At 73.0% G+C, this 19,874-nt stretch carries 20 protein-coding genes and 3 tRNA genes; 15 read left to right on the forward strand and 8 right to left on the reverse strand.

Annotation, left to right across the window (positions count from 1 at the left end; all coding sequences use genetic code 11):
• Window positions 1-89 precede the first annotated feature (89 nt).
• On the forward strand, window positions 90-2,228 hold the full coding sequence (locus tag ABD979_RS09815; RefSeq protein ID WP_345507291.1) for a glycosyltransferase: 2,139 nt from the start codon (window positions 90-92) through the stop codon (window positions 2,226-2,228).
• A gap of 25 nt (window positions 2,229-2,253) precedes the next feature.
• Here ABD979_RS09815 and ABD979_RS09820 read toward each other — a convergent pair whose 3' ends face one another.
• Window positions 2,254-2,787 carry a MarR family winged helix-turn-helix transcriptional regulator gene (locus ABD979_RS09820; RefSeq protein WP_345507292.1) on the reverse strand — a complete coding sequence of 178 codons (534 nt, stop codon included), beginning with the start codon at window positions 2,785-2,787 and terminating at the stop codon, window positions 2,254-2,256.
• 88 nt (window positions 2,788-2,875) lie between these two features.
• On the opposite strand from ABD979_RS09820, the gene icmF reads away from it, so the two are divergent.
• Together icmF and ABD979_RS09830 are read left to right on the forward strand one after the other, a co-directional pair.
• The gene (gene icmF, locus ABD979_RS09825; protein ID WP_345507293.1) at window positions 2,876-6,154 is read left to right on the forward strand and encodes a fused isobutyryl-CoA mutase/GTPase IcmF; all 3,279 of its coding nucleotides are present in this window, start codon (window positions 2,876-2,878) and stop codon (window positions 6,152-6,154) included.
• A gap of 122 nt (window positions 6,155-6,276) precedes the next feature.
• Complete coding sequence (locus tag ABD979_RS09830; RefSeq protein ID WP_345507294.1) at window positions 6,277-7,044, forward strand: helical backbone metal receptor; 768 nt, start codon at window positions 6,277-6,279, stop codon at window positions 7,042-7,044.
• A 126-nt stretch (window positions 7,045-7,170) separates the two neighbouring features.
• Here the strand turns inward: ABD979_RS09830 and ABD979_RS09835 are convergent, their stop codons facing one another.
• The gene (locus ABD979_RS09835; protein ID WP_345507295.1) at window positions 7,171-8,433 is read right to left on the reverse strand and encodes a cupin domain-containing protein; all 1,263 of its coding nucleotides are present in this window, start codon (window positions 8,431-8,433) and stop codon (window positions 7,171-7,173) included.
• The gene (locus tag ABD979_RS09840) at window positions 8,433-8,717 is read right to left on the reverse strand and encodes a BatC protein (RefSeq protein WP_345507296.1); all 285 of its coding nucleotides are present in this window, start codon (window positions 8,715-8,717) and stop codon (window positions 8,433-8,435) included. The genes ABD979_RS09835 and ABD979_RS09840 overlap by 1 nt, the downstream gene beginning before the upstream one ends.
• 110 nt (window positions 8,718-8,827) lie before the next feature.
• On the opposite strand from ABD979_RS09840, the gene ABD979_RS09845 reads away from it, so the two are divergent.
• Window positions 8,828-9,031, forward strand: coding sequence for a hypervirulence associated TUDOR domain-containing protein (locus ABD979_RS09845; RefSeq protein WP_345507297.1), 204 nt, complete (start codon window positions 8,828-8,830; stop codon window positions 9,029-9,031).
• Between the two features lie 46 nt (window positions 9,032-9,077).
• Here ABD979_RS09845 and ABD979_RS09850 read toward each other — a convergent pair whose 3' ends face one another.
• Window positions 9,078-9,899, reverse strand: coding sequence for an MBL fold metallo-hydrolase (locus ABD979_RS09850; protein ID WP_345507298.1), 822 nt, complete (start codon window positions 9,897-9,899; stop codon window positions 9,078-9,080).
• Between the two features lie 60 nt (window positions 9,900-9,959).
• Here ABD979_RS09850 and ABD979_RS09855 point away from each other — a divergent pair, with 60 nt between their 5' ends.
• From ABD979_RS09855 to ABD979_RS09885, 7 genes are all read left to right on the forward strand, one after another.
• On the forward strand, window positions 9,960-10,955 hold the full coding sequence (locus ABD979_RS09855) for a hypothetical protein (protein WP_345507299.1): 996 nt from the start codon (window positions 9,960-9,962) through the stop codon (window positions 10,953-10,955).
• Window positions 10,956-11,052: 97 nt separating this feature from the next.
• Window positions 11,053-11,125 (forward strand) — tRNA-Thr (locus tag ABD979_RS09860).
• A 57-nt stretch (window positions 11,126-11,182) separates the two neighbouring features.
• Window positions 11,183-11,259 (forward strand) — tRNA-Met (locus ABD979_RS09865).
• 155 nt (window positions 11,260-11,414) lie between these two features.
• Window positions 11,415-11,585, forward strand: a complete 171-nt coding sequence (gene rpmG, locus ABD979_RS09870; RefSeq protein ID WP_034801502.1) for a 50S ribosomal protein L33 — start codon at window positions 11,415-11,417, stop codon at window positions 11,583-11,585.
• Window positions 11,586-11,671: 86 nt separating this feature from the next.
• The gene (locus ABD979_RS09875) at window positions 11,672-12,118 is read left to right on the forward strand and encodes an FAS1-like dehydratase domain-containing protein (protein WP_345507300.1); all 447 of its coding nucleotides are present in this window, start codon (window positions 11,672-11,674) and stop codon (window positions 12,116-12,118) included.
• A complete protein-coding gene (locus ABD979_RS09880; protein ID WP_345507301.1) occupies window positions 12,118-12,564 on the forward strand; it encodes a MaoC/PaaZ C-terminal domain-containing protein in 447 nt (148 codons plus the stop codon). Before ABD979_RS09875 ends, ABD979_RS09880 begins: the two co-directional genes overlap by 1 nt.
• Window positions 12,565-12,581: 17 nt before the next feature.
• Window positions 12,582-13,655, forward strand: coding sequence for a UDP-N-acetylmuramate dehydrogenase (locus ABD979_RS09885; RefSeq protein WP_345507302.1), 1,074 nt, complete (start codon window positions 12,582-12,584; stop codon window positions 13,653-13,655).
• A 39-nt stretch (window positions 13,656-13,694) separates the two neighbouring features.
• On the opposite strand, the gene ABD979_RS09890 is transcribed toward ABD979_RS09885, so the two are convergent.
• The 4 genes from ABD979_RS09890 to ABD979_RS09905 form a co-directional block, all read right to left on the reverse strand.
• Complete coding sequence (locus ABD979_RS09890) at window positions 13,695-14,420, reverse strand: hypothetical protein (protein WP_345507303.1); 726 nt, start codon at window positions 14,418-14,420, stop codon at window positions 13,695-13,697.
• Between the two features lie 95 nt (window positions 14,421-14,515).
• Window positions 14,516-15,592, reverse strand: a complete 1,077-nt coding sequence (locus ABD979_RS09895) for an adenosine deaminase (protein WP_345507304.1) — start codon at window positions 15,590-15,592, stop codon at window positions 14,516-14,518.
• A 101-nt stretch (window positions 15,593-15,693) separates the two neighbouring features.
• Window positions 15,694-16,215, reverse strand: coding sequence for a DUF5709 domain-containing protein (locus tag ABD979_RS09900; RefSeq protein ID WP_345507305.1), 522 nt, complete (start codon window positions 16,213-16,215; stop codon window positions 15,694-15,696).
• A 74-nt stretch (window positions 16,216-16,289) separates the two neighbouring features.
• Window positions 16,290-17,630: an aspartate aminotransferase type Ic gene (locus ABD979_RS09905; protein WP_345507307.1), complete on the reverse strand. Its 1,341-nt coding sequence runs from the start codon at window positions 17,628-17,630 to the stop codon at window positions 16,290-16,292.
• A gap of 191 nt (window positions 17,631-17,821) precedes the next feature.
• Here ABD979_RS09905 and ABD979_RS09910 point away from each other — a divergent pair.
• The 4 genes from ABD979_RS09910 (at window position 17,822) to rplK (ending at window position 19,756) form a co-directional block, all read left to right on the forward strand.
• Window positions 17,822-17,894: transfer RNA gene (locus tag ABD979_RS09910), tRNA-Trp, on the forward strand.
• Between the two features lie 113 nt (window positions 17,895-18,007).
• Entirely contained in the window at window positions 18,008-18,277 is a 270-nt protein-coding gene (gene secE, locus ABD979_RS09915; protein WP_345507308.1) for a preprotein translocase subunit SecE, read from the forward strand.
• 24 nt (window positions 18,278-18,301) lie between these two features.
• A complete protein-coding gene (gene nusG, locus ABD979_RS09920; protein ID WP_345507309.1) occupies window positions 18,302-19,228 on the forward strand; it encodes a transcription termination/antitermination protein NusG in 927 nt (308 codons plus the stop codon).
• A gap of 93 nt (window positions 19,229-19,321) precedes the next feature.
• The gene (gene rplK / locus ABD979_RS09925) at window positions 19,322-19,756 is read left to right on the forward strand and encodes a 50S ribosomal protein L11 (RefSeq protein ID WP_345507310.1); all 435 of its coding nucleotides are present in this window, start codon (window positions 19,322-19,324) and stop codon (window positions 19,754-19,756) included.
• The last annotated feature ends 118 nt before the right edge of the window (window positions 19,757-19,874 follow it).

The following is a 19,874-nucleotide window of genomic DNA, read 5'->3' on the forward strand; positions in this document are numbered from 1 at the left end:
AGAGTAATCGCGGCGCGTCCGGTGGTCCGGACGCGCGCGCCCCACCGGGCCGCGACGTGGCGGCCGACCCGGCAGATCCTGGAGGACCCGTGCGCGCAGACGAGGGCCGGACGTCCGACCGTCCGGACGTCACCGTCCTCGTGCCGACCGCGCACGGCTCGGCCTGGCTCGGCGCGTGCCTGCGCTCGCTCGCCGCCTCGACCCTGCCGACGGACGCCTTCGAGGTCGTCGTCGTGCAGCACGGCCCCGACGACGGCACGCGCGCCGTCGTCGACGCGGTGCGGGTGGCGCACCCGGCGCTGCGCCTGCGCCACCTGACGACCCCGCCGCTGACGCGGGCGGCAGCGAAGAACGTGGGCCTGGCGACGGCCAGGGGCCGCTGGGTCACCGTCGTGCACGACGAGGACCGCGTCGCCCCGAACCTGCTCCGCGGGCTGCGGGACCGGGCCGGTGAGGGTGTCGTCGCGTCGGGCTTCGTCGTCGACACCCCTCCGCCCGGGCGCCCCGCGCGGTTCTCGGCGCCGCGCCTCGAGCAGCCGCTGCGGTTCCAGGGCCGCACCGTGGGGCTCGGCCGGGCGCCCTCGGCCCTCGGACACGGGGTGGCCAAGCTCGTGCCGACCCGGCTGGCCCGCGACACCGGCTTCGACGACGACCTGACCGCGTCCGAGGACGCCGTCTTCTGGGCCCGGCTCCTGCTCACCGGGCCCGTGCAGGTCTCGTTCTGCGCCGTCACCGACGACGCCGTCTACTACCGCTCCGCCGCACCCCGGCGCACCCGGCCGGCGCCGCCCGCGGGCACGCTCCTCGCCGGGCTCGAGCGGCTGCACACGCTGCCCCTCACCGGCGCCGCGGCGCTCGCCGCGCGGGCCTGGATGGTGGTGGAGGAGACCGACGAGGCCAACCGGGTGCTGCGCGCGCACCCGGACGGCCACCGCGAGGCGGTGCGCGAGCGCGGCGCCCGCGGGCTGTCCGGCGTGCAACCGGCCCGGCTCAACCGGGGTGTCGCCCGCGACCTCGCGATCCTCTACCTCGCGGTCCCTCTCGTCGACACCGCGGCGACCGTGGCGGCCCGCCGCGTGCGCGAGGCCGAGCGGGTCGTCGACGTGCTCACCCTGGCCCACCGGCCCGAGGACCGCATCGACCGGTCGTCCGAGCTCGTGTGGCGCGACTACGTCGGCGAGGTGTGCACCGTGGACACGCCGCCGGTCTGGGTCTGGTGGCCCGGCGTGACGGCGTTCGTCCGCCGCGGCATGGCCGAGCTCGAACGGCGCGGCGTGGGTGAGCGCTACCGCTCGGTCTACAGCCGGAGCACGCCGCTCGCCTCCCACGTGCTCTCCGCCCTCGTCGTGCTGCGCCACCCCCACCTGCGGTGGGTGGCCGAGTTCTCCGACCCGCTGCTGCACGACATCGACGGGTCGGCGCGGGCGAGCGAGGGACCCGCCGACCCGGCCCTGCTCTCCGAGCTGCGCCGCGGGCTCGAGGCCCGGGGCGTCACCCCGCCGGCGTCCGACGACATGTTCCTGTGGGCGGTGACGCTCGCCTACGCCCTCGCCGACGAGGTCGTCTTCACGAACGACAACCAGCGCGACCTCATGCTCGAGGACTTCCCCGACCGGGCGCTCGCGGCCCGGGCGGCCGAGCGGGCCGTCGTGCGACCGCACCCCGTGCCGAGCGCCGACCTCTACGGGAGGGTGCGCACGGCATACGCCCTCGAGACCGGGGTCGTGCACCTCGGCTACTTCGGCGTGCTCTACGCCACGCGCGGACTCGGGGAGGTCGTCGACGCGCTGCAGCGTCTGGACCCGGCCACGCGCGCCCGGGTGCGCCTGCACGTCTTCACGCGCGACCCCGACCAGCTCGCGGCGGCCGTCGCGGACGCCGGCCTGGCCGACGTCGTGCACGTGGGCCCCTATGTCGGCTATCTCGAGTACCTCGACCTGTGCACGCGACTCGACGTCCTCCTCGTCATGGATGCGCGCACGGCGCAGACCCATGCCGCCAACCCCTACCTGCCGTCGAAGTACTCCGACTACGTCGGGTCGGGCACGGACGTGTGGGGCATCGTCGAGGAGGGGAGCGAGCTGAGCCGCCGCCCGCTCGCCCACCGCACGCTGCTCGGCGACGTCGCGGCCGCCGTGGAGGTGCTCGAGCAGCTGGCGAGCGCTGTGCCGGTCGCCCCGGGTGCCCCGGGTGGTCCGGGTGCTCCGGCCGTGGGGCGCGCGGGCTAGGAGCCGGAGCGCGGCGCGGCAGGCCTCAGAAGTCGCCGGCGCTGCGGCGCAGCCGGGTCAGCACGTCGACGAGCGAGCGCACGTCGCCCTCACCGAGGTCGGGCTGCTCGAAGACGTCGGCGTTGAGGGCGTGGGTGGCGCGCTCGGCGAGCTCGCGCCCGGGCGGGGTGAGCGCGACGACCATGGCGCGACGGTCCTCGGGGTGGGTCGAGCGCGTGACGAGCCCGGCGTCCTCGAGCCGGTCGACGGCATTGGTCACGCTCGTCGGGTGCACCTGCAGGCGTGAGGCGATGACCTTCATCGGCAGCGACCCCCGCCGGCTGAACCAGAGCAGCATGAGCACCTCGTAGCGGGCGAACGTCACGCCCAGCGGACGCAGGGTCGCCTCGACCCGGGCCAGCACGATCTGGTGCGCGCGCATGAGCGAGGTGATGGCGGCCATCCCGTCGGCGGCCGCGCCCCAACCCTGCTCGCGCCACTGCTCGCGGGCCCGGGCGATCGGGTCGAAGCCGAGGCCGGAGCCCGCCGGGACGCCGGCCGGGCTGGTCTGCGCGCTCATCCGCCCATCGTAGGGTCCGGACGCGTTGACGTCCATTAGTAGGAAGTCCTACTATTTTCGGGTCAACGTCGCACCCCGGAGGCCAGTCGTGACCGAGCAGTCCCAGCCCGCCAAGCCCACGCTCCACGCCCCGCGCCACCACGTGCGGCTCGTGACGGCGAGCAGCCTCTTCGACGGGCACGACGCGTCGATCAACATCATGCGGCGCATCATGCAGACGCAGGGGGCGGAGGTCGTGCACCTCGGCCACAACCGCTCGGTCCAGGAGGTCGTCGACGCGGCGATCGAGGAGGACGTGCAGGGCGTCGCGGTCAGCTCCTACCAGGGTGGGCACGTCGAGTACTTCGAGTACCTCGTGCAGCTGCTCCGCGAGAACGGCGCCGGGCACGTCCGCGTCGTCGGCGGCGGTGGCGGAGTCATCGTGCCCGAGGAGATCGCGCGGCTGCGCGAGTCCGGGGTCACGATCTTCAGCCCCGAGGACGGCCAGCGCCTCGGGCTCGCCGGCATGATCAACACCGTCGTCGCCGACTGCGACTTCGACCCGTGGCAGCTCGAGGCGCCCACGCTCGAGGCGGTCCTCGCCGGCGAGCGGGCCGCCGTCGCGCGTGCCCTGACCGGTGCGCAGGAGGGCGAGCTGGGTGAGGAGCTGCTCGACGGCATCCGCGCGGCCGCCGGGCGGCGCCGGGTGCCCGTCCTCGGCATCACGGGCACCGGCGGGTCCGGCAAGTCGAGCCTCACCGACGAGCTCATCCGCCGGTTGCGCCTCGACCAGCAGGACAAGCTGCGCGTGGCCGTGCTCGCCGTCGACCCGACCCGCAGCCGCGGTGGTGGCGCCCTCCTCGGCGACCGCATCCGCATGAGCTCGCTCGACGGCGACCGCGTCTTCTTCCGCAGCCTCGCGACGCGGGGCGGCTCCCAGGTGCCCACCCACCTCGACGACGTGCTCGACGTCGTGCGGGCGGCCGGCTTCGACCTCGTCGTGCTCGAGACGCCCGGCATCGGGCAGGGCGACGCCGCGATCGTCGACTACTCCGACGTCTCCCTCTACGTCATGACGCCCGAGTTCGGCGCGAGCAGCCAGCTCGAGAAGATCGACATGCTCGACCAGGCCGACGTCGTGGCCATCAACAAGTTCGAGCGCCGCGGCGCCGAGGACGCGCTCCGCGACGTCGGGCGCCAGATGGTGCGCAACCGCGAGGCCTTCGGCCAGGGCCCGGCCGACATGCCCGTCTTCGGCACCTCGGCGGCCACGTTCAACGACGACGGCGTCACGGCGCTCTACCAGCACCTGCGGAACCTGCTGTCCGACAAGGGGATGCCGGTCGCCGAGGGGGTGCTCGCTCCTGTCGCGACGAAGCAGTCCACGCGCATCGCCGCGATCGTGCCGCCGTCGCGCGTGCGCTACCTCGCCGAGATCAGCGACACCGTCCGTGGCTACCACGAGGCCACCGAGCGGTATGCGGCGGCGGCGTCCCGCGTGCAGCGCCTCGAGTCCGTGCGGGGCGAGCTGACCGACGCCGCCGCGTCGGACGAGCTGCGCAGCGCGGAGAGCGCGGTGGAGGCGGTGGAGGCCCTGCTCGACGAGGCGCGCACCGACGTGCCGTCCGAGGTCGCCGGAGCGCTGGAGCGCTGGTCGTCGGTCGTCGAGTCCTACTCGGGCGACGAGCAGGTCGTCACCATCCGCGGCAAGGAGATCCGCAACGCCCTGACGCGAGAGTCGTTGTCGGGCAACAAGATCCCGCGTGTTTCGCTGCCTCGCTACCGCGACCACGGCGAGCTCGTCTCGTTCCTGCGCCGTGAGAACCTGCCCGGCTACTTCCCGTTCACGGCGGGCGTCTTCCCGTTCAAGCGCGAGGGGGAGGACCCCGCCCGCATGTTCGCCGGCGAGGGTGACCCGTTCCGCACCAACCGCCGCTTCAAGCTGCTCTCCGAGGGCCAGCCGGCCACCCGGCTGTCGACCGCCTTCGACTCGGTGACGCTCTACGGCCGCGACCCCGACCCGCGCCCCGACGTCTACGGCAAGGTCGGCACGTCGGGCGTCTCGATCGCGACGCTCGACGACATGAAGGCGCTCTACGACGGCTTCGACCTCGTCTCGCCGACCACCTCGGTCTCGATGACGATCAACGGCCCGGCGCCGACGATCCTCGCCTTCTTCCTCAACACCGCCATCGACCAGCAGGTCGACGCCTTCCGGGCACGCGAGGGGCGCGAGCCGGGCGAGGCCGAGCGGGCCGAGCTGACGGCATACGCCCTCGCGAACGTGCGCGGCACGGTGCAGGCCGACATCCTCAAGGAGGACCAGGGCCAGAACACCTGCATCTTCAGCACGGAGTTCAGCCTCAAGATGATGGCGGACATCCAGGAGTGGTTCATCGAGCACGAGGTGCGCAACTTCTACTCGGTGTCGATCTCGGGCTACCACATCGCCGAGGCGGGGGCGAACCCCATCAGCCAGCTGGCGTTCACGCTCGCCAACGGCTTCACCTACGTCGAGGGCTACCTCGCGCGCGGCATGGCCGTCGACGACTTCGCGCCGAACCTGAGCTTCTTCTTCAGCAACGGCATGGACCCCGAGTACTCCGTGCTCGGCCGCGTCGCCCGGCGCATCTGGGCGGTGGCGATGAAGGAGCGGTACGGCGCCAACGACCGCTCGCAGAAGCTGAAGTACCACGTGCAGACGTCGGGCCGCTCGCTGCACGCGCAGGAGATGGACTTCAACGACATCCGCACGACGCTGCAGGCGCTCATCGCGATCTACGACAACGCGAACTCCTTGCACACCAACGCTTTCGACGAGGCCGTGACGACGCCGTCGGAGGAGTCGGTGCGCCGGGCGCTCGCGATCCAGCTCATCATCAACCGCGAGTGGGGCCTCGCGATGAACGAGAACCCGCTCCAGGGCTCCTTCGTCGTCGACGAGCTGACCGACCTCGTCGAGGCGGCCGTGCTCAAGGAGTTCGACCGCATCACCGAGCGTGGCGGCGTGCTCGGCGCCATGGAGACCGGCTACCAGCGCGGCCGCATCCAGGACGAGTCGATGCTCTACGAGCACCGCAAGCACGACGGCAGCCTGCCGATCATCGGCGTCAACACGTTCCGCAACCCGCACGAGGGCGAGACGCCCCGCAAGGTCGTGCTCGCCCGGGGCACCGAGGACGAGAAGCAGAGCCAGCTCGCCCGGGTGCGCGCCTTCCGGAGCGCGCACGAGGTCGAGGCCGCGGCCGCCCTCGACGAGCTGCGGGCCGTCGCCATCGAGGGTGGCAACGTCTTCGACGTCCTCATGCGGGCCGCGCGCGTGTGCTCGCTCCAGCAGGTGACCGAGGCCTTCTTCGAGGTCGGCGGCCAGTACCGCCGCAACGTCTGACCACCCCACCGTCGAAAGGCCAGAGTTCGTGGGTCCTCACCCGTCGAGAGGCCAGAGTTGGTGGGCGCGGGACCGTCGAGCGGCCAGAGTTCGTGGGTGCGGGACCGTCGAGAGGCCAAAGGATGCGACCTGTGACCACCGCTGACGACCTCGGGTGTGCCGTGTCGTTCGACGCGCCGCCGCGGCGGGTCGTGTCGCTCGTGCCCTCGATTACCGAGGCCCTGGCGGCGACCTGCCCCGAGCGGCTCGTCGGCGCGACCGACTGGTGCACGCACCCGGCCGACCTCGCGGTGCCGCGCGTGCGCGGGACCAAGAACCCCGATCGCGCAGCGATCGCGGCGTTGCGCCCGGACCTCGTCGTGGCCAACAAGGAGGAGAACCGAGAGCTCGACGTGCAGCGGCTGCGTGCTGACGGCATACGCGTCTGGGTGACCGACATCGAGACGGTGCCGGGGGCGCTCGACTCGCTCGATCGGCTCTTCACCGACGTGCTCGACGTCGGCACGCCGGACTGGCTCGCGGACGCCCGTGACGAGTGGGTCGGGCCGCTGCCCGAGCCGTCGGCGGAGGTCGCCGTCGCAATCTGGCGCGACCCGTGGATGGTCGTCGGCCGTGACACCTTCACCGGCGACGTCGTGAGGCGCCTCGGGTGGCGCAACGCGTTCGCCGACGCGGCCGACCGCTACCCCCGCGTGGAGCTCGACGACCTCGACCGCGAGGGCCTCGACGTGGTGCTCCTGCCCGACGAGCCCTACGTCTTCACGGTGGACGACGGCCCGGAGGCGTTCACCCGCACGCGCACCGCACTCGTCAGCGGCAGGCTGCTCACGTGGTACGGCCCGAGCCTCGTCGGTGCGAAGGCCGCCCTCACCGCCGCGCTGACGCGCTGACCCGCGAAGTCCGGCCTCTCGACGGCCCGGGACCCGCGAACTCTGGCCTTTCGACGGCCCGGGACCCGCGAACTCTGGCCTCTCGACGACCCGGGACCCGCAAACTCTGGCCTCTCGACGGTTGAGTCAGGGGGTGTCGGGGTTCTCGTCGGCGACGACGAGGAGGCCGGCGAGCAGGAGGCGGCGCGCGAGGTCGAGGCCGACCATGTCGGCGCAGAGCACGCCGTCGTCGACGAGCGCGACGAGCGTGCCGACGTCGCGGGGCTCGACCGGGAAGTCGGCGAGCCGGCTGCGCAGGACCGCGCCGCCACCGCCCGTGGGCACGAGCCGGGCCGCCACGTGGGGGCGCAGGCGCAGGGTCGTGTCGTCGCGCAGCGCCTGCGCGGCCGACACCTGGGCGAGCGGACCGATCGGGGCGGGGCGCTGGGTGCCGCGGGCGCGGGCCTCGAGGGCGTCGACGACGGCGACGGGGTCGATCGAGCCCAGGGCCCGCACGAGGCTCTCGCGAACGAGCTCGACGTCGGGCGCCAGGCGCTCCGTGCCGAAGCCCGAGGACGACACCGCGAGCGAGGACCGCAGCTGCTCGTCGCGGCTCAGCTCGGCGAGGGCGATGGAGACGAGCTCGTCGGCCACGTGGCGGCGGGTCCAGACGTGGACGCCGAGGGTGAGGTGCGTGCTGACGCCACCGAGGGCGGTCGCCGAGTGCACCCACCCGCGGGGGAGGTAGAGCACGTCGCCGGGCCGCAGGGTGAACTCGAGCTCGGGCTCCCGGCTCCCGGCGGCCTCGACGGCGGCGCGGTGGTCGGTCCACGGCTCGTCGCGCAGCGGCGCGGGGTGGACGGGTGGGCGGAGCCGCCAGCGCTTCTCGCCGGCCATCTGGAGGACGAAGACGTCGTGCACGTCGTAGTGGTCGCTGAAGCCGGTGCTCTGGCTCGGCGTCACGTAGGCGTTGGCCTGCACGGGGTGCCCGAGCTCCTCGGCGAGCTGCTGCGTGAAGTCGACGAGAGGACCCCACGTGCGGTGCAGGCCCTGGAGCACGATCGTGGCGCCGTCGGCGAAGAGCCGCAGCAGCTTGTCGTCGCTCACCTGGTCGGTGACCGAGGCCCCGACGCCGCCGCCCTGGGTGAACTCGCGGTCACCGAGGGTGCGCCCGTTCTTGGCGACGCGCAGGAAGGGGGCCCGCAGCCCGCGCCTGGACACGAGCTCGTCGACCTGCGCCTCGCCGAAGAGGTCGAGGATGCCGCCCGGCAGCTCGGCGGCCGGGGTGACGACCGGGGCGTGCGCCCAGTGCTCCCGCGCGAAGGTCTCGGCGGACAGGGGGACGAGGCGCTCGAGCGCCGAGCGCCCACGCGTCGGCGTGGGCACCCGGCTCGTCGTGCCTGCGGTCATCAGATCGCGTTGGCCGGGTCCGCCCCGGCGCCGCCGTCGGCGCCGCCGTCGTGGCTCTCCGTGTCGGCTCCGCCGTCGGCCGGGCCCTCGGTGTCGGCGCCACCGTCGGCGCCGCCGTCGTGGCTCTCCGTGTCGGCTCCGCCGTCCGCGGGGCCCTCGGTGTCGGCGCCGCCGTCGGCGCCGCCGTCGTGGCTGCTCGTGTCGGCTCCGCCGTCGGCGGGGCCCTCGGTCAGCGGGTCGTCGCTGGTGGACTCGCCCACCGGGTCGATCGGGGTGTCGCTCATGGCTTCTCCTCCACACGCTGTGAGTGCGGCGCCGGACGACGCCGTCGCCGTGCACCTACCCGGTCGGGGCGCCTCTGGCACAGGCGCGCCCGACGTGTTCTCATCGAGCCATGGCGATCAGCAAGGGCGACACGGTCCACTGGAACACCTCGCAGGGCCGCACCACCGGCACCGCGGTCGAGAAGCGCGTCAAGGAGTTCACCTTCGACGGGCAGAAGTTCAAGGCGTCCGACGACGAGCCGTACTGGATCGTCGAGTCGGAGAAGACGGGTGCCAAGGCGGCGCACAAGGAGTCGACGCTCGACGCCGGCTGACCCGCCGGCCCGCACGCCGACCCGGCCGACCGGTTATGCCGCCTGGTCACGTCAGGTGGTCGAAGTCCCCTCGCGTCCAGGCTGCGTGCCGGTCCGCCGAGCGCCGGACGACCTCCTGGGCGCCGGTCGGCACGACGCCGCCGAAGTTGTTGTAGAGCCGGTCGAAGTGCAGGGTCTCGAGCTGTCCGGCGATGCGCTGGACCACGTTGCCCGACAACGGGATCCGGTTCGGATAGCTGCGCATGAAGCTCACCGACCGGCGGTCGGGGTTCGGGAAGACGGCGTCGCCCGCGAGCAGCACGCCGGCGCCGTCGTTCCCGCCGGTCCACTCGACGACGGCCTGCCCCCTGAAGTGCCCGCCGACGCGGTGCAGGGTGAGGCCGGGCGCCACCTCGCGCCGGTCGTCGTAGAGCTCGACGAGGGGGTCGCGCCGGCGCACCCACTCCGCGTCGGCGCCGGCGACAAGCACCGGCACGCCGCCCAGCTCCCGAGCCCACTCGGTCTGCACGCCGTACATGTGCGGGTGGCTCGCGGCGACGGCGAGGGTGGGCCCGAGCGAGCGCACCAGCTCCAGCGCCGCGTCGTCGACGTAGCCGACGCAGTCGAAGAGGAGCACGCCCTCGGGCACGCGGACGACCATCGTCTGCTGGCCGATGCCGACCTCGGGCTCGGCGCGCAGGCCCCACAGGTCGCGCTCCACCTCGGTGACCGTGATGCGCGTGCCGCGCTCGCGCAGCTCGTCGAGGGTCGTCCACCGCTGACCGTCGGTGGGCACCCACTGGCGCTCGTCCTCGCAGACCGCGCAGGTGTCCGGCGGGGTGGGCAGGTCGTCGGTCTCGACGGCGCACGTCGCACAGATCCAGATCACCGGCCCAGCCTGCCGGTCCGCGGCCTGCCGCACCACCGGGTTCTACGACAGGATGCTCGGGTGATCCTGCACCTGCGTGCCGCCGTCGAGCAGCTGTACGCCGCTCCACCGACGCGCTTCACCGCGCTGCGCTCCGAGCTCGTCGCGGAGGCACGGTCGGCGGGGGAGCGCGACCTCGCGGCCTCGATCGGGGCGCTGCGCAAGCCGACCACGGCCGCCTGGGCCGTCAACCACTTCGTGCGCAGCCGCCCCGACGAGCTCGAGCAGCTCCGGTCGTTCGCCGAGCTGCTGCGCGAGGCGCAGCGAACCCTCGACGCGGACCAGCTGCGCCTCCTCGGCCGCGAGCGGGCCACGCGGGTCGACGCCGTGGCCGAGAGGATCGCCGAGGAGGCGGCCCAGGCCGGGCAGCGGTTGGGCGCCGGGGTCGCCCAGGAGGTGCGTGACACCCTGACGGCGCTCATCGCCGACGAGGACGCCGAGGCGTCGGTGCTCACGGGGTCGCTCGTGCGGGCCCTGACGTACTCGGGCTTCGGGTCCGTCGACGTCGCCGACGTCGTGGCGATGGGCGACGACGACGCACCCGACGACGCCGTCGACGATGACGCCGCCACCTCCCGTCGGCCGGCGCTCTCCGTCCTGCGCGGCGGTGGCGGCCGCGGTGGTGGTGGCGGTGGTGGTGGGGAGGCCGAGACCGGCGCCGACGACGAGGAGGCCGTCGACCCCGTCGAGGCCGTCGACCTCGAGGAGCGTCGCCGTTCGCGCCGCGCGGCCACCCGCACCCGCCTGCAGTCCGCGCTCGACGCGGCGCGTGGCGCCCTGCGCTCGGCCGACCGGCAGGTCGGCGTGCTCAGCGCCCGCCAGGAGGAGGTGACCGAGGGGATCGCCGACCTCGAGCGCCGGCTCGCCACGGCCCGAGCGCGCCTCGAGAAGGTCACCGCTCAGCTCGACGAGGCGGGCGGCATCCGTGATCGGCGCGAGGCGGAGGAGGAGGCGGCGCAGCAGGCGCTCGACGCCCACGACGACGCCAACGACGACGGCCACGACGACGCGAACTGACACCGCCCGTGCGTGACCCGCGCCCGATTTCGTATCCGCGCCGACGACCGTGTAGTCTCACCGTCGCACAACAGGTCGGCCCCGCGGGGCCGACCGCGCCCCAATAGCTCAGTCGGCAGAGCGTTTCCATGGTAAGGAAAAGGTCTAGGGTTCGATTCCCTATTGGGGCTCTGGTCGGTCGCTCCCGGCCCGTCGCAGCTGCGGCGGGGCCGGGGACGGCAGCCCATGGCGGGGTAGCTCAGCTGGTTAGAGCGCACGACTCATAATCGTGAGGTCGCGGGATCGAGCCCCGCTCCCGCTACCATGTCCGCGCGGACCCGGTCGATTTCTCGAATCATCGGGGTGTCGCGTAATCTTGGACGTCGCGCCTGCGTGTCACCCGGTTGCCCGGGGCCGAGACGCGGCTCCCGTCGCAAGACGACCGAAAACCCGAGTACGTTCCCGAAAGAGCAGGTTGCCGTGGCCAGCAAGAGCACCGACGTCCGTCCCAAGATCACGATGGCGTGCGTGGACTGCAAGGACCGCAACTACATCACGAAGAAGAACCGTCGGAACAACCCCGACCGTCTCGCGATGAACAAGTTCTGCCCCAAGTGCGGCAAGCACACGGAGCACCGCGAGACCCGCTGACCCCAGCGCAGCACGCATCCGACGCTCCCTCGGCCCACGGCCGGGGGAGCGTCGTCGTTCCCGGCGCCGGTCGGTAGGGTGCCGGTATGCCGGTGAACGCAGACTTCCAGGGCCGGGTCTACCCGCCCACCGAGACCTACCGGGTCGGTGCCGCCAAGATCCGTGAGTTCGCCGAGGCGGTCGGCTCGACCGACCCCGTGCACGTCGACGCGGAGGTGGCCCGGGCGCGCGGCTACGCCGACGTCATCGCGCCGCCGACCTTCGCGGTGCTCATCGCCCAGCAGTGCGACGCGCAGCTCATCGCCGACCCGGAGGCCGGCATCGACTTCTCTCGCGTCGTGCACGGCGAGCAGCGCTTCACCCACCACCGCCCCCTCACGGCCGGCGACGCCGTCGTGGGCACACTCCACGTCGACACGGTGCGCGAGGCCGGCGGCCACGCCATGGTGACGACCCGCACCGAGCTCGCCACCGAGTCCGGTGAACCGGTGTGCACCGCGACCTCCACCATCGTCATCCGAGGAGCCGAGTGATGGCCACGCCCAGCCCGCTGCCCGCCGTCCGCGCCGTCGCCGACGTGGCCGTCGGCGACACCCTCCCGGCGCGCACGGTCCACGTCGACCGACCACGCCTCGTGCAGTACGCCGGTGCCTCGCTCGACCGCAACCGGATCCACTGGGACGAGCCGTTCGCCAAGCAGGTCGGCCTTCCCGACGTCATCGCCCACGGCATGTTCACGATGGGCTCGGCCGTCACCCTCGTCACCGACTGGGTGGGCGACGCGGGTCGCGTCGTCGAGTACGGCGTGCGCTTCACCCGGCCGGTCGTCGTGCCCTACGACGGTGGCGCCGACATCGAGGTCACCGGCGTGGTCAAGGCCGTCGACCCCGAGACCAAGCGGGTGACCGTCGAGCTCACCGCGACGGCGAACGGCGAGAAGGTGCTGGGCCGCGCCCTCGCCGTCGCCCGCCTCGACTGACCGGCAGGACACCCCCCGTGCGCGAGGACCACGACGTCCCCCTCTCGACCCTGACGACGATGCGGGTCGGCGGCCCCGCCGCGCGCCTCGTGACCGTCACGACCACCGACGAGCTCGTCGACGCGGTGCGCGAGGTCGACGACGCCGACGAGCCGCTCCTGGTCCTCTCGGGCGGCTCCAACGTCGTCGTGCCCGACGCGGGCTTCGCCGGCACCGTCGTGCACGTCACGACGTCCGGCATCGAGCCCGAGTCGGCGGACTACTGCGGCGGCGCCGTCGTGCGGGTCGCTGCGGGCGAGGTGTGGGACGACGTCGTGTCGCGCGCCGTCGCCGAGGGCTGGGCCGGCATCGAGGCGCTCAGCGGCATCCCCGGGCGCACCGGCGCGACGCCGATCCAGAACGTCGGCGCCTACGGCCAGGACGTCTCGCAGACGATCGCGCAGGTGCGCACGTGGGACCGACAGGAGCAGGCCGTGCGCACCTTCATGAACGACGACTGCGGGTTCACCTACCGCCACTCGCGCTTCAAGGGCCACTCGCGCTACGTCGTGCTCGACGTCCAGTTCCAGTTCGAGGTCGGCGACCTCAGCCGCCCGATCGCGTATGCCGCCCTGGCGACGGGTCTCGGGGTCCCCCTCGGCACGCGCGTGCCCCTGTCGGACGCGCGCGAGGCGGTGCTCGACCAGCGCCGCGCCCGCGGCATGGTGCTCGACGACGCCGACCCCGACACCTGGTCGTGCGGCTCGTTCTTCACCAACCCGGTGCTCAGCCGCCGCGAGTTCGACGACCTCGTCGAGCGCGTGGGGGAGCGCTTCGGGTGGGAGGGGACGACCCCGCCGCGCTTCCCCGAGGGTGACGGGCACGTCAAGACGAGCGCGGCCTGGCTCATCGAGCACGCCGGCTTCGGCAAGGGGTTCGGCCTGCCGGCGCCCGCGGCCCTCTCGACGAAGCACACCCTCGCCGTGACGAACCGCGGGGGCGCGAGCGCCGCCGACGTGCTCGCCCTGGCGCGCCAGGTGCGCGACGGGGTCCGGGACGCCTTCGGCGTGACGCTCGTCAACGAGCCCGTGCTCCTCGGCGAGCAGCTCTGACCCGTTGCGGCCAGTGGCCCGCGGCCACGCGGGTCGTGCCTACTTCGACAGCACCGCCGAGAAGGTCTTCGCGGTGATCTTCTTGTCGGTCGTGCTCACCTCGTAGGCGGGCCGGTTGAACGCGAGGCGCAGCGAGCTCGTCGTGCCCTTGTCGACCTTGAAGAAGACCCACCCGCGGCTGCGGTCGTCGCGCTTCGCCGTGGTGAGCGGCTCGGCCTTGTACGCCTTGCCGAACTCGGCGGTCACGGGCACGTTCTGCTTCGGGCTCGTCGCGATGAGCGAGAGCATCGAGGGCTCGAGGGCGGCGGAGTAGCGCGAGCCGGCCCGGAAGTCCACCTTGACGCCGACGATCTCGAAGGCCTCGGCGCCCACCGGCTGGTTCTTGGGGAACGGCAGGTTGCGCGAGAGGCGCAGCGCCGTGATGGTGTGGCCGAGGTCGGGGTCCTTGATGACGGCCGTGATGGTGCGCGTGGAGTAGGCAGGAGCCTTCGTCGGGGCGGCGGCCGAGGTCGCCGTGGCCGCCGGGGTCGACGGTGTGGCCGACGAGCTGGGAGGCGTCGTGCCCGGCGTCGTCGCGGCGCCCGAGGAGGCCGCCGTGGCCGTGCCGGGGGCCGTCGGGTCGGCGGTCACGGACGGCTCGCCGCTGCAGGCCGCGAGCGCGAGCACGGGGGCGACGAGGCCGACGGCGGCGAGCCGGCGCAGGCGCGAGGTCGGCCCGGCAGGGACGGTCGCGGATCGGTCGGGGGCGGCGGCAGGAGTACTCATCGTCCGACCAGCATGACCGGGCGCACCGATGCTGAGCAAACCCGGTGCACCGTGCACCCGCCCCCGGGCCTGCTCGCAGTGTCCGTTCTGCACCGTTACGAGGGGGTGCCGGCTGTGGCCGGTGTCACGGCCGCCGCGGGCCGGCCGGCGAGCCACGCGTCGACGTCGGCGAGCGCGGCCGCACGCCGGTCGGCCGGCATCCGGCTGCCGCGGAGCGAGCCGCGCGCGAGCCCGGCCAGACCCTCGTCGTCGAAGCCGAGGGCCCGCGCCGACGCGTACTGCTCGGCGAGGCGTGACCCGAACAGGAGGGGGTCGTCGGCCCCCAGCGCGACCGGGACGCCGGCCTCGACGATCCGCCGCAGCGGCACGTCGGCCGGCTCCGCGTAGACGCCGAGCGCCACGTTGCTCCCGGGGCACACCTCGAGGGTGGCGCCGGCCTCGGCGACGGCGTCGAGCACCTGCGGGTCCTCGACGGCGCGCACCCCGTGGCCGATGCGGTCGGGCTCGAGGTGCTCGAGGGTCTCCATGACGGCCTGGGCGCCGAGCAGCTCGCCGCCGTGCGGCACGAGCGCCAGCCCGGCCCGCCGCGCGATGGCGAACGCGGGCGCGAAGTCGGCCACCAGCCCACGCCGCTCGTCGTTCGACAGGCCGAAGCCGACGACCTCTCCCGCGCCCTCGCCGGCGTGGTGCGCGGCGAGTCGGGCGAGCGTGCGGGCCTCGAGCGGGTGGCGCATCCGGCTCGCCGCGACGACGACGCCGACGCCGACGGGGCCGGCGGCCGAGACGGCACGGGCCTCGTCGAGCACGATCTCGAGCGCCGGCGTGATGCCACCGACGAAGGGGGCGTACGACGTGGGGTCGACCTGCAGCTCGAGCCACCGCGAACCCTCCGCCGCGTCGTCCTCGGCGGCCTCGCGCACGATCCGGCGCATGTCGGCCTCGCCGCGCACGCAGGCCCGCGCGGCGTCGTAGAGCCGCTGGAAGCGGAACCAGCCGCGCTCGTCGGTGGCGCGCGCGAGTCGGGGCGGCCAGCCGCCCGTCAGCGCCTCGGGGAGGCGGATGCCGTGCGTGACGGCGAGCTCGCGCACGGTCGCGACCCGCATCGACCCCGTGAAGTGCAGGTGCAGGTGCGCCTTCGGCAGGTCGAGGACGCTGCGCGTCTCACCGGTCATGCCGGTCAGTGTGTCACCGCGACCAGGGCGTCGCCCGCCCGGCTGCCGACGCCAGGCTGCCGTCTCCCGCCCGGGTGTCGTCGCCCGGGCGGGAGGGACCGTCAGTAGTCGTCCGGCGCGTCGGCGATCTCGTCGACGACGTGGACGGCGGCCTCCTCGGCCGACGCGGCCGCACCGTCGATGCCGACGTCGGTGGCCCACGCCTGCTTCTCGGTGTCGTCGTGCGCCCCCTCGTCGTCGGCCACGAGACGGCCGGCGCGGGCGTCGCCGACCTCGTGGTCGCCGAGCCAGTCGTCCTCGGCCGCGATGGAGTCGGGGTCGTCGCCGCCGACCCGCGGCTCGTCGAGGCCGCTCTCGTCCTCCGGGGCGCCGTACGCCGTGTCGGGGTCGGGCACCTCCTGCTTGATCCGCTGGTCGATCGTCTCGTCCAGCGACTCCTCGTAGGGCGTCGTGCCGAAGGCGTCGGTGCCGCTCTCGCGCTCCGGTGGGGAGTAGCCGCGGTCCAGCTCGTCCTCGACGTCCTCGTCGGGGAGGCCGTCGACGTTCGAGGGCTGGTCCTCGCCGTCGACGCTGTAGCTCGTGAAGTCGGTGTCGATGTTCTCGCTGGGACCGGTGTCGCTCACGGTGCTGGCTCCTTCGTCGGGCTGCTGGTCTCGGGTGACGACGTCACCCGCTCGCCGGTCTCGGGCTCACCGGCTCACGCGGTCGCGTCGTCTCCCTCTGCCCCTACCCGCGCGGCGGACCCGCCCTCACGGTCGGCCACGAGCTTCTCCGCGGCCGCGAGGGCCACGCAGGTCGCCACCCCGGCCATCGCGGTGCGCACCTCGTCGAGCACCGGGAAGGTCGGCGCGAGGCGGATGTTGCGGTCGCGGGGGTCGTCGCCGTGCGGGAACGAGGCGCCGGCCGGCGTCAGGGCGATGCCGGCGGCCTTGGCGAGGGCCACGACGCGCGAGGCCGTGCCGTCGAGCACGTCGAGGTTGACGAAGTAGCCACCGGTCGGGTGCGTCCACTCGGCCACCTCGAGCCCGCCGAGGCCCTCGGTCAGCGCCTCGTCGACGGCGGCGAACTTCGGGGCGATGATGTCGCGGTGACGGCGCATGTGCGCGCGCACGCCCGCCGCGTCGTGGAAGAACTCGACGTGGCGCAGGTGGTTGACCTTGTCGGGCCCGATCGAGCCCATCGACAGGTGCCGCAGGTACCACGCGACGTTCGCCGCGCTCGCCGCGAGCACCGCGACGCCGGCGCCGGCGAAGGTGATCTTCGAGGTCGATGCGAACATGATCGGGCGGTTCGGGTGCCCCGAGGCAGCCGCGAGGCTGAGGATGTCGGCGCTCTTCGCCTCGTCCTCGGTCAGGTGGTGGAAGGCGTACGCGTTGTCCCAGAAGATCGTGAAGTCGGGCGCCGCGGCAGGCATGGCGGCGAGGCGGGCCGCGACCTCCTGCGAGACGACGGCGCCCGAGGGGTTCGCGTACGTCGGCACGATCCAGATGCCCTTGATGCTCGGGTCGTCCTTGACGAGCGCCTCGACGGCGGCCACGTCGGGCCCGTCGTCGTGCATCTCGACGGTGACCATCTCGATGCCGAGCTCGGCGAGCATCGAGAAGTGCCGGTCGTAGCCGGGCACGGGGCAGACGAAGCGGACCGTCTCCTCCTGCGACCACGGGCGCGGCGAGTCGACGCCGCCGAAGAGGAGGAAGTCGACGATCGTCGCGTACATCATCGACAGGCTCGAGTTGCCGCCGGCGACCACCTGGGACGGCTCGACCCAGAGCAGCTCGGCGAAGATCTCGCGCAGCTCGGCGAGGCCCTCGAGGCCGCCGTAGTTGCGCACGTCGACGCCGGCCCGGTCCGTGGTGCCCGTCGGCAGGTGCAGCAGCGCGTCGGCGAGGTCGAGCTGCGCGGCCGAGGGCTTGCCGCGGGTCAGGTCGAGCTTGAGGTGGCGCTCCTGCAGGGCCGCGTAGGCCTGCTGCTGCTCGGCCAGGAAGCCGGCCAGGTCGCCGTCGGACAGGGACGCGAGGGGGGTGCGCAGGTTCGTCACAGCCCGATCCTGCCACTGCCCGCGCGAGCAGGGGTCCCGCGGTCCGTATGCCGGGTGGCAGGCCTCGTGGTGGACTGGGTGAGGTCGGTTCGCGTTGGGGCGCATCCGTCCCGTATGATCGATCCCCGGACGGCTTCGCTGGCCATGCTGCGGCATGCCGTCCCACCGGGCACCACCCCAGGTCCCGGTGAAGGGCAATAGCTCAATTGGTAGAGCACTGGTCTCCAAAACCAGCGGTTGGGGGTTCGAGTCCCTCTTGCCCTGCGCATCCCCGTGATGTGGTCGTCGTGCAAGGCGGCACGCGGCGTCTGCCCGTCGTGGGACACCACGGGTGGGGCGGCCGACGCGGGCCGGAACCCAGGCAGAAAGAAGGAATCGTGACCGAGACGAGCGCCAAGCGCGGGTCCGGCCGGGCCGACAAGGCTCCCGGCGGCAACCCGCTGTCGCGCCTCTTCGGGGCGATCAGCCTCTTCGTGCGCCAGATCCTCGACGAGCTGCGCAAGGTCGTGCGGCCCACGGGCCCCGAGCTCGTGCGCTACACGACCGTCGTGGTCATGTTCGTCGTGATCATGATGGCGCTGGTCTCGGGTCTGGACTTCGTCCTGACCCGGGTCATCTCCTGGGTCTTCACCGGCTCGGTCACCTAGCACCGACGGGACCACGGTCCCGGGATGTCAGCACCAGCCGCGACCGGCTGGTCCACGAGCAAGGAAGTAGGCAACAGCGTGTCCGAGCAGTTCTCCCCCGAGGGTGCCCCGAACGGCGAGAACGACGTCGTCGACCCCACCGTCGAGGCCGACCTCGCGGCGCCCGACGCCGACGAGCCCGACGCGCAGCCGGCCGACTCCGACTCCGAGGCGGACCTGACCGACGTCGAGACCGACGAGGCCGAGGACGCCGACGCTGACGCCGAGACCGACGGCGCTGACGAGGCCGACGACGCCGAGGGCGTCGCCGACGAGGACGGCGTGCCGGCGCCCACGGGCAGCGGGGACCCCGTCGCGGACTTCAAGGCCGACCTGCGCAGCCGCTTCGGCGACTGGTTCGTCATCCACTCCTACGCGGGCTACGAGAACCGGGTCAAGGCCAACCTCGAGACGCGCATCCAGACCCTCAACATGGAGGACTTCATCTTCGAGATCGAGGTCCCCATGGAGGAGGTCACCGAGATCAAGAACGGGCAGAAGAAGCAGGTCCGCCGCGTGCGGATGCCCGGCTACGTCCTCGTCCGCATGGACCTCACGGACGAGAGCTGGGGCGCGGTGCGCCACACGCCCGGCGTCACCGGCTTCGTCGGCAACGCGCACCAGCCCGTGCCGCTCTCGATCGACGAGGTCTTCACGATGCTCGCCCCCACTTTCGAGGCGCAGGTCGCGGCCGACGGCGGGGCCCCGGCGAGCTCCGGCGCCCCCAAGGACGTGCGCGTCGTCGACTTCGAGGTCGGCGAGTCCGTCACCGTCATGGAGGGGCCCTTCGAGACCCTTCCCGCCACGATCTCCGAGATCAACGCCGACACCCAGAAGCTCAAGGTGCTCGTCTCCATCTTCGGCCGGGAGACCCCGGTCGAGCTCTCCTTCGCCCAGGTCGCCAAGATCTGATCGAGGGTCGTTCCACCTCGTGCGGCTGACCGCACGAGGACATGCAACCGGGTCATCGCCCACGGCGTCGGTCCAGCAACAAGGAAGGCAACCATGCCCCCCAAGAGCAAGAAGGTCTCCGGCTTCATCAAGCTGCAGATCCAGGCCGGTCAGGCCACCCCCGCCCCGCCCGTCGGTCCGGCCCTCGGCCAGCACGGCGTCAACATCATGGAGTTCGTCAAGGCGTACAACGCCGCGACGGAGGCCCAGCGCGGCAACGTCATCCCGGTCGAGATCACGGTCTTCGAGGACCGCTCGTTCACCTTCGTGACGAAGACCCCGCCGGCCGCGGAGCTCATCAAGAAGGCCGCCGGCGTCGCCAAGGGCTCCGGCGAGCCGCACAAGACCAAGGTCGCCAAGCTCTCGCGCGAGCAGGTCCTCGAGATCGCCCGCCAGAAGATGGAAGACCTCAACGCCAACGACGAGGAGATGGCGGCGCGCATCATCGCCGGCACCGCTCGTTCGATGGGCATCGACACCGAGCTCTGAGCCCCGCTCACGACCCGGCGTCACCCCTGGCCGCACGGCATACGGACCGTATGCCGTCGGCCACGTGGGAGGGCCAGCGCTGGCCCGCACCACGACTCCACCACCACGCAAGGAGCAG

The organism is Terrabacter aeriphilus, from assembly GCF_039542985.1.
GTDB lineage: Bacteria > Actinomycetota > Actinomycetes > Actinomycetales > Dermatophilaceae > Terrabacter > Terrabacter aeriphilus.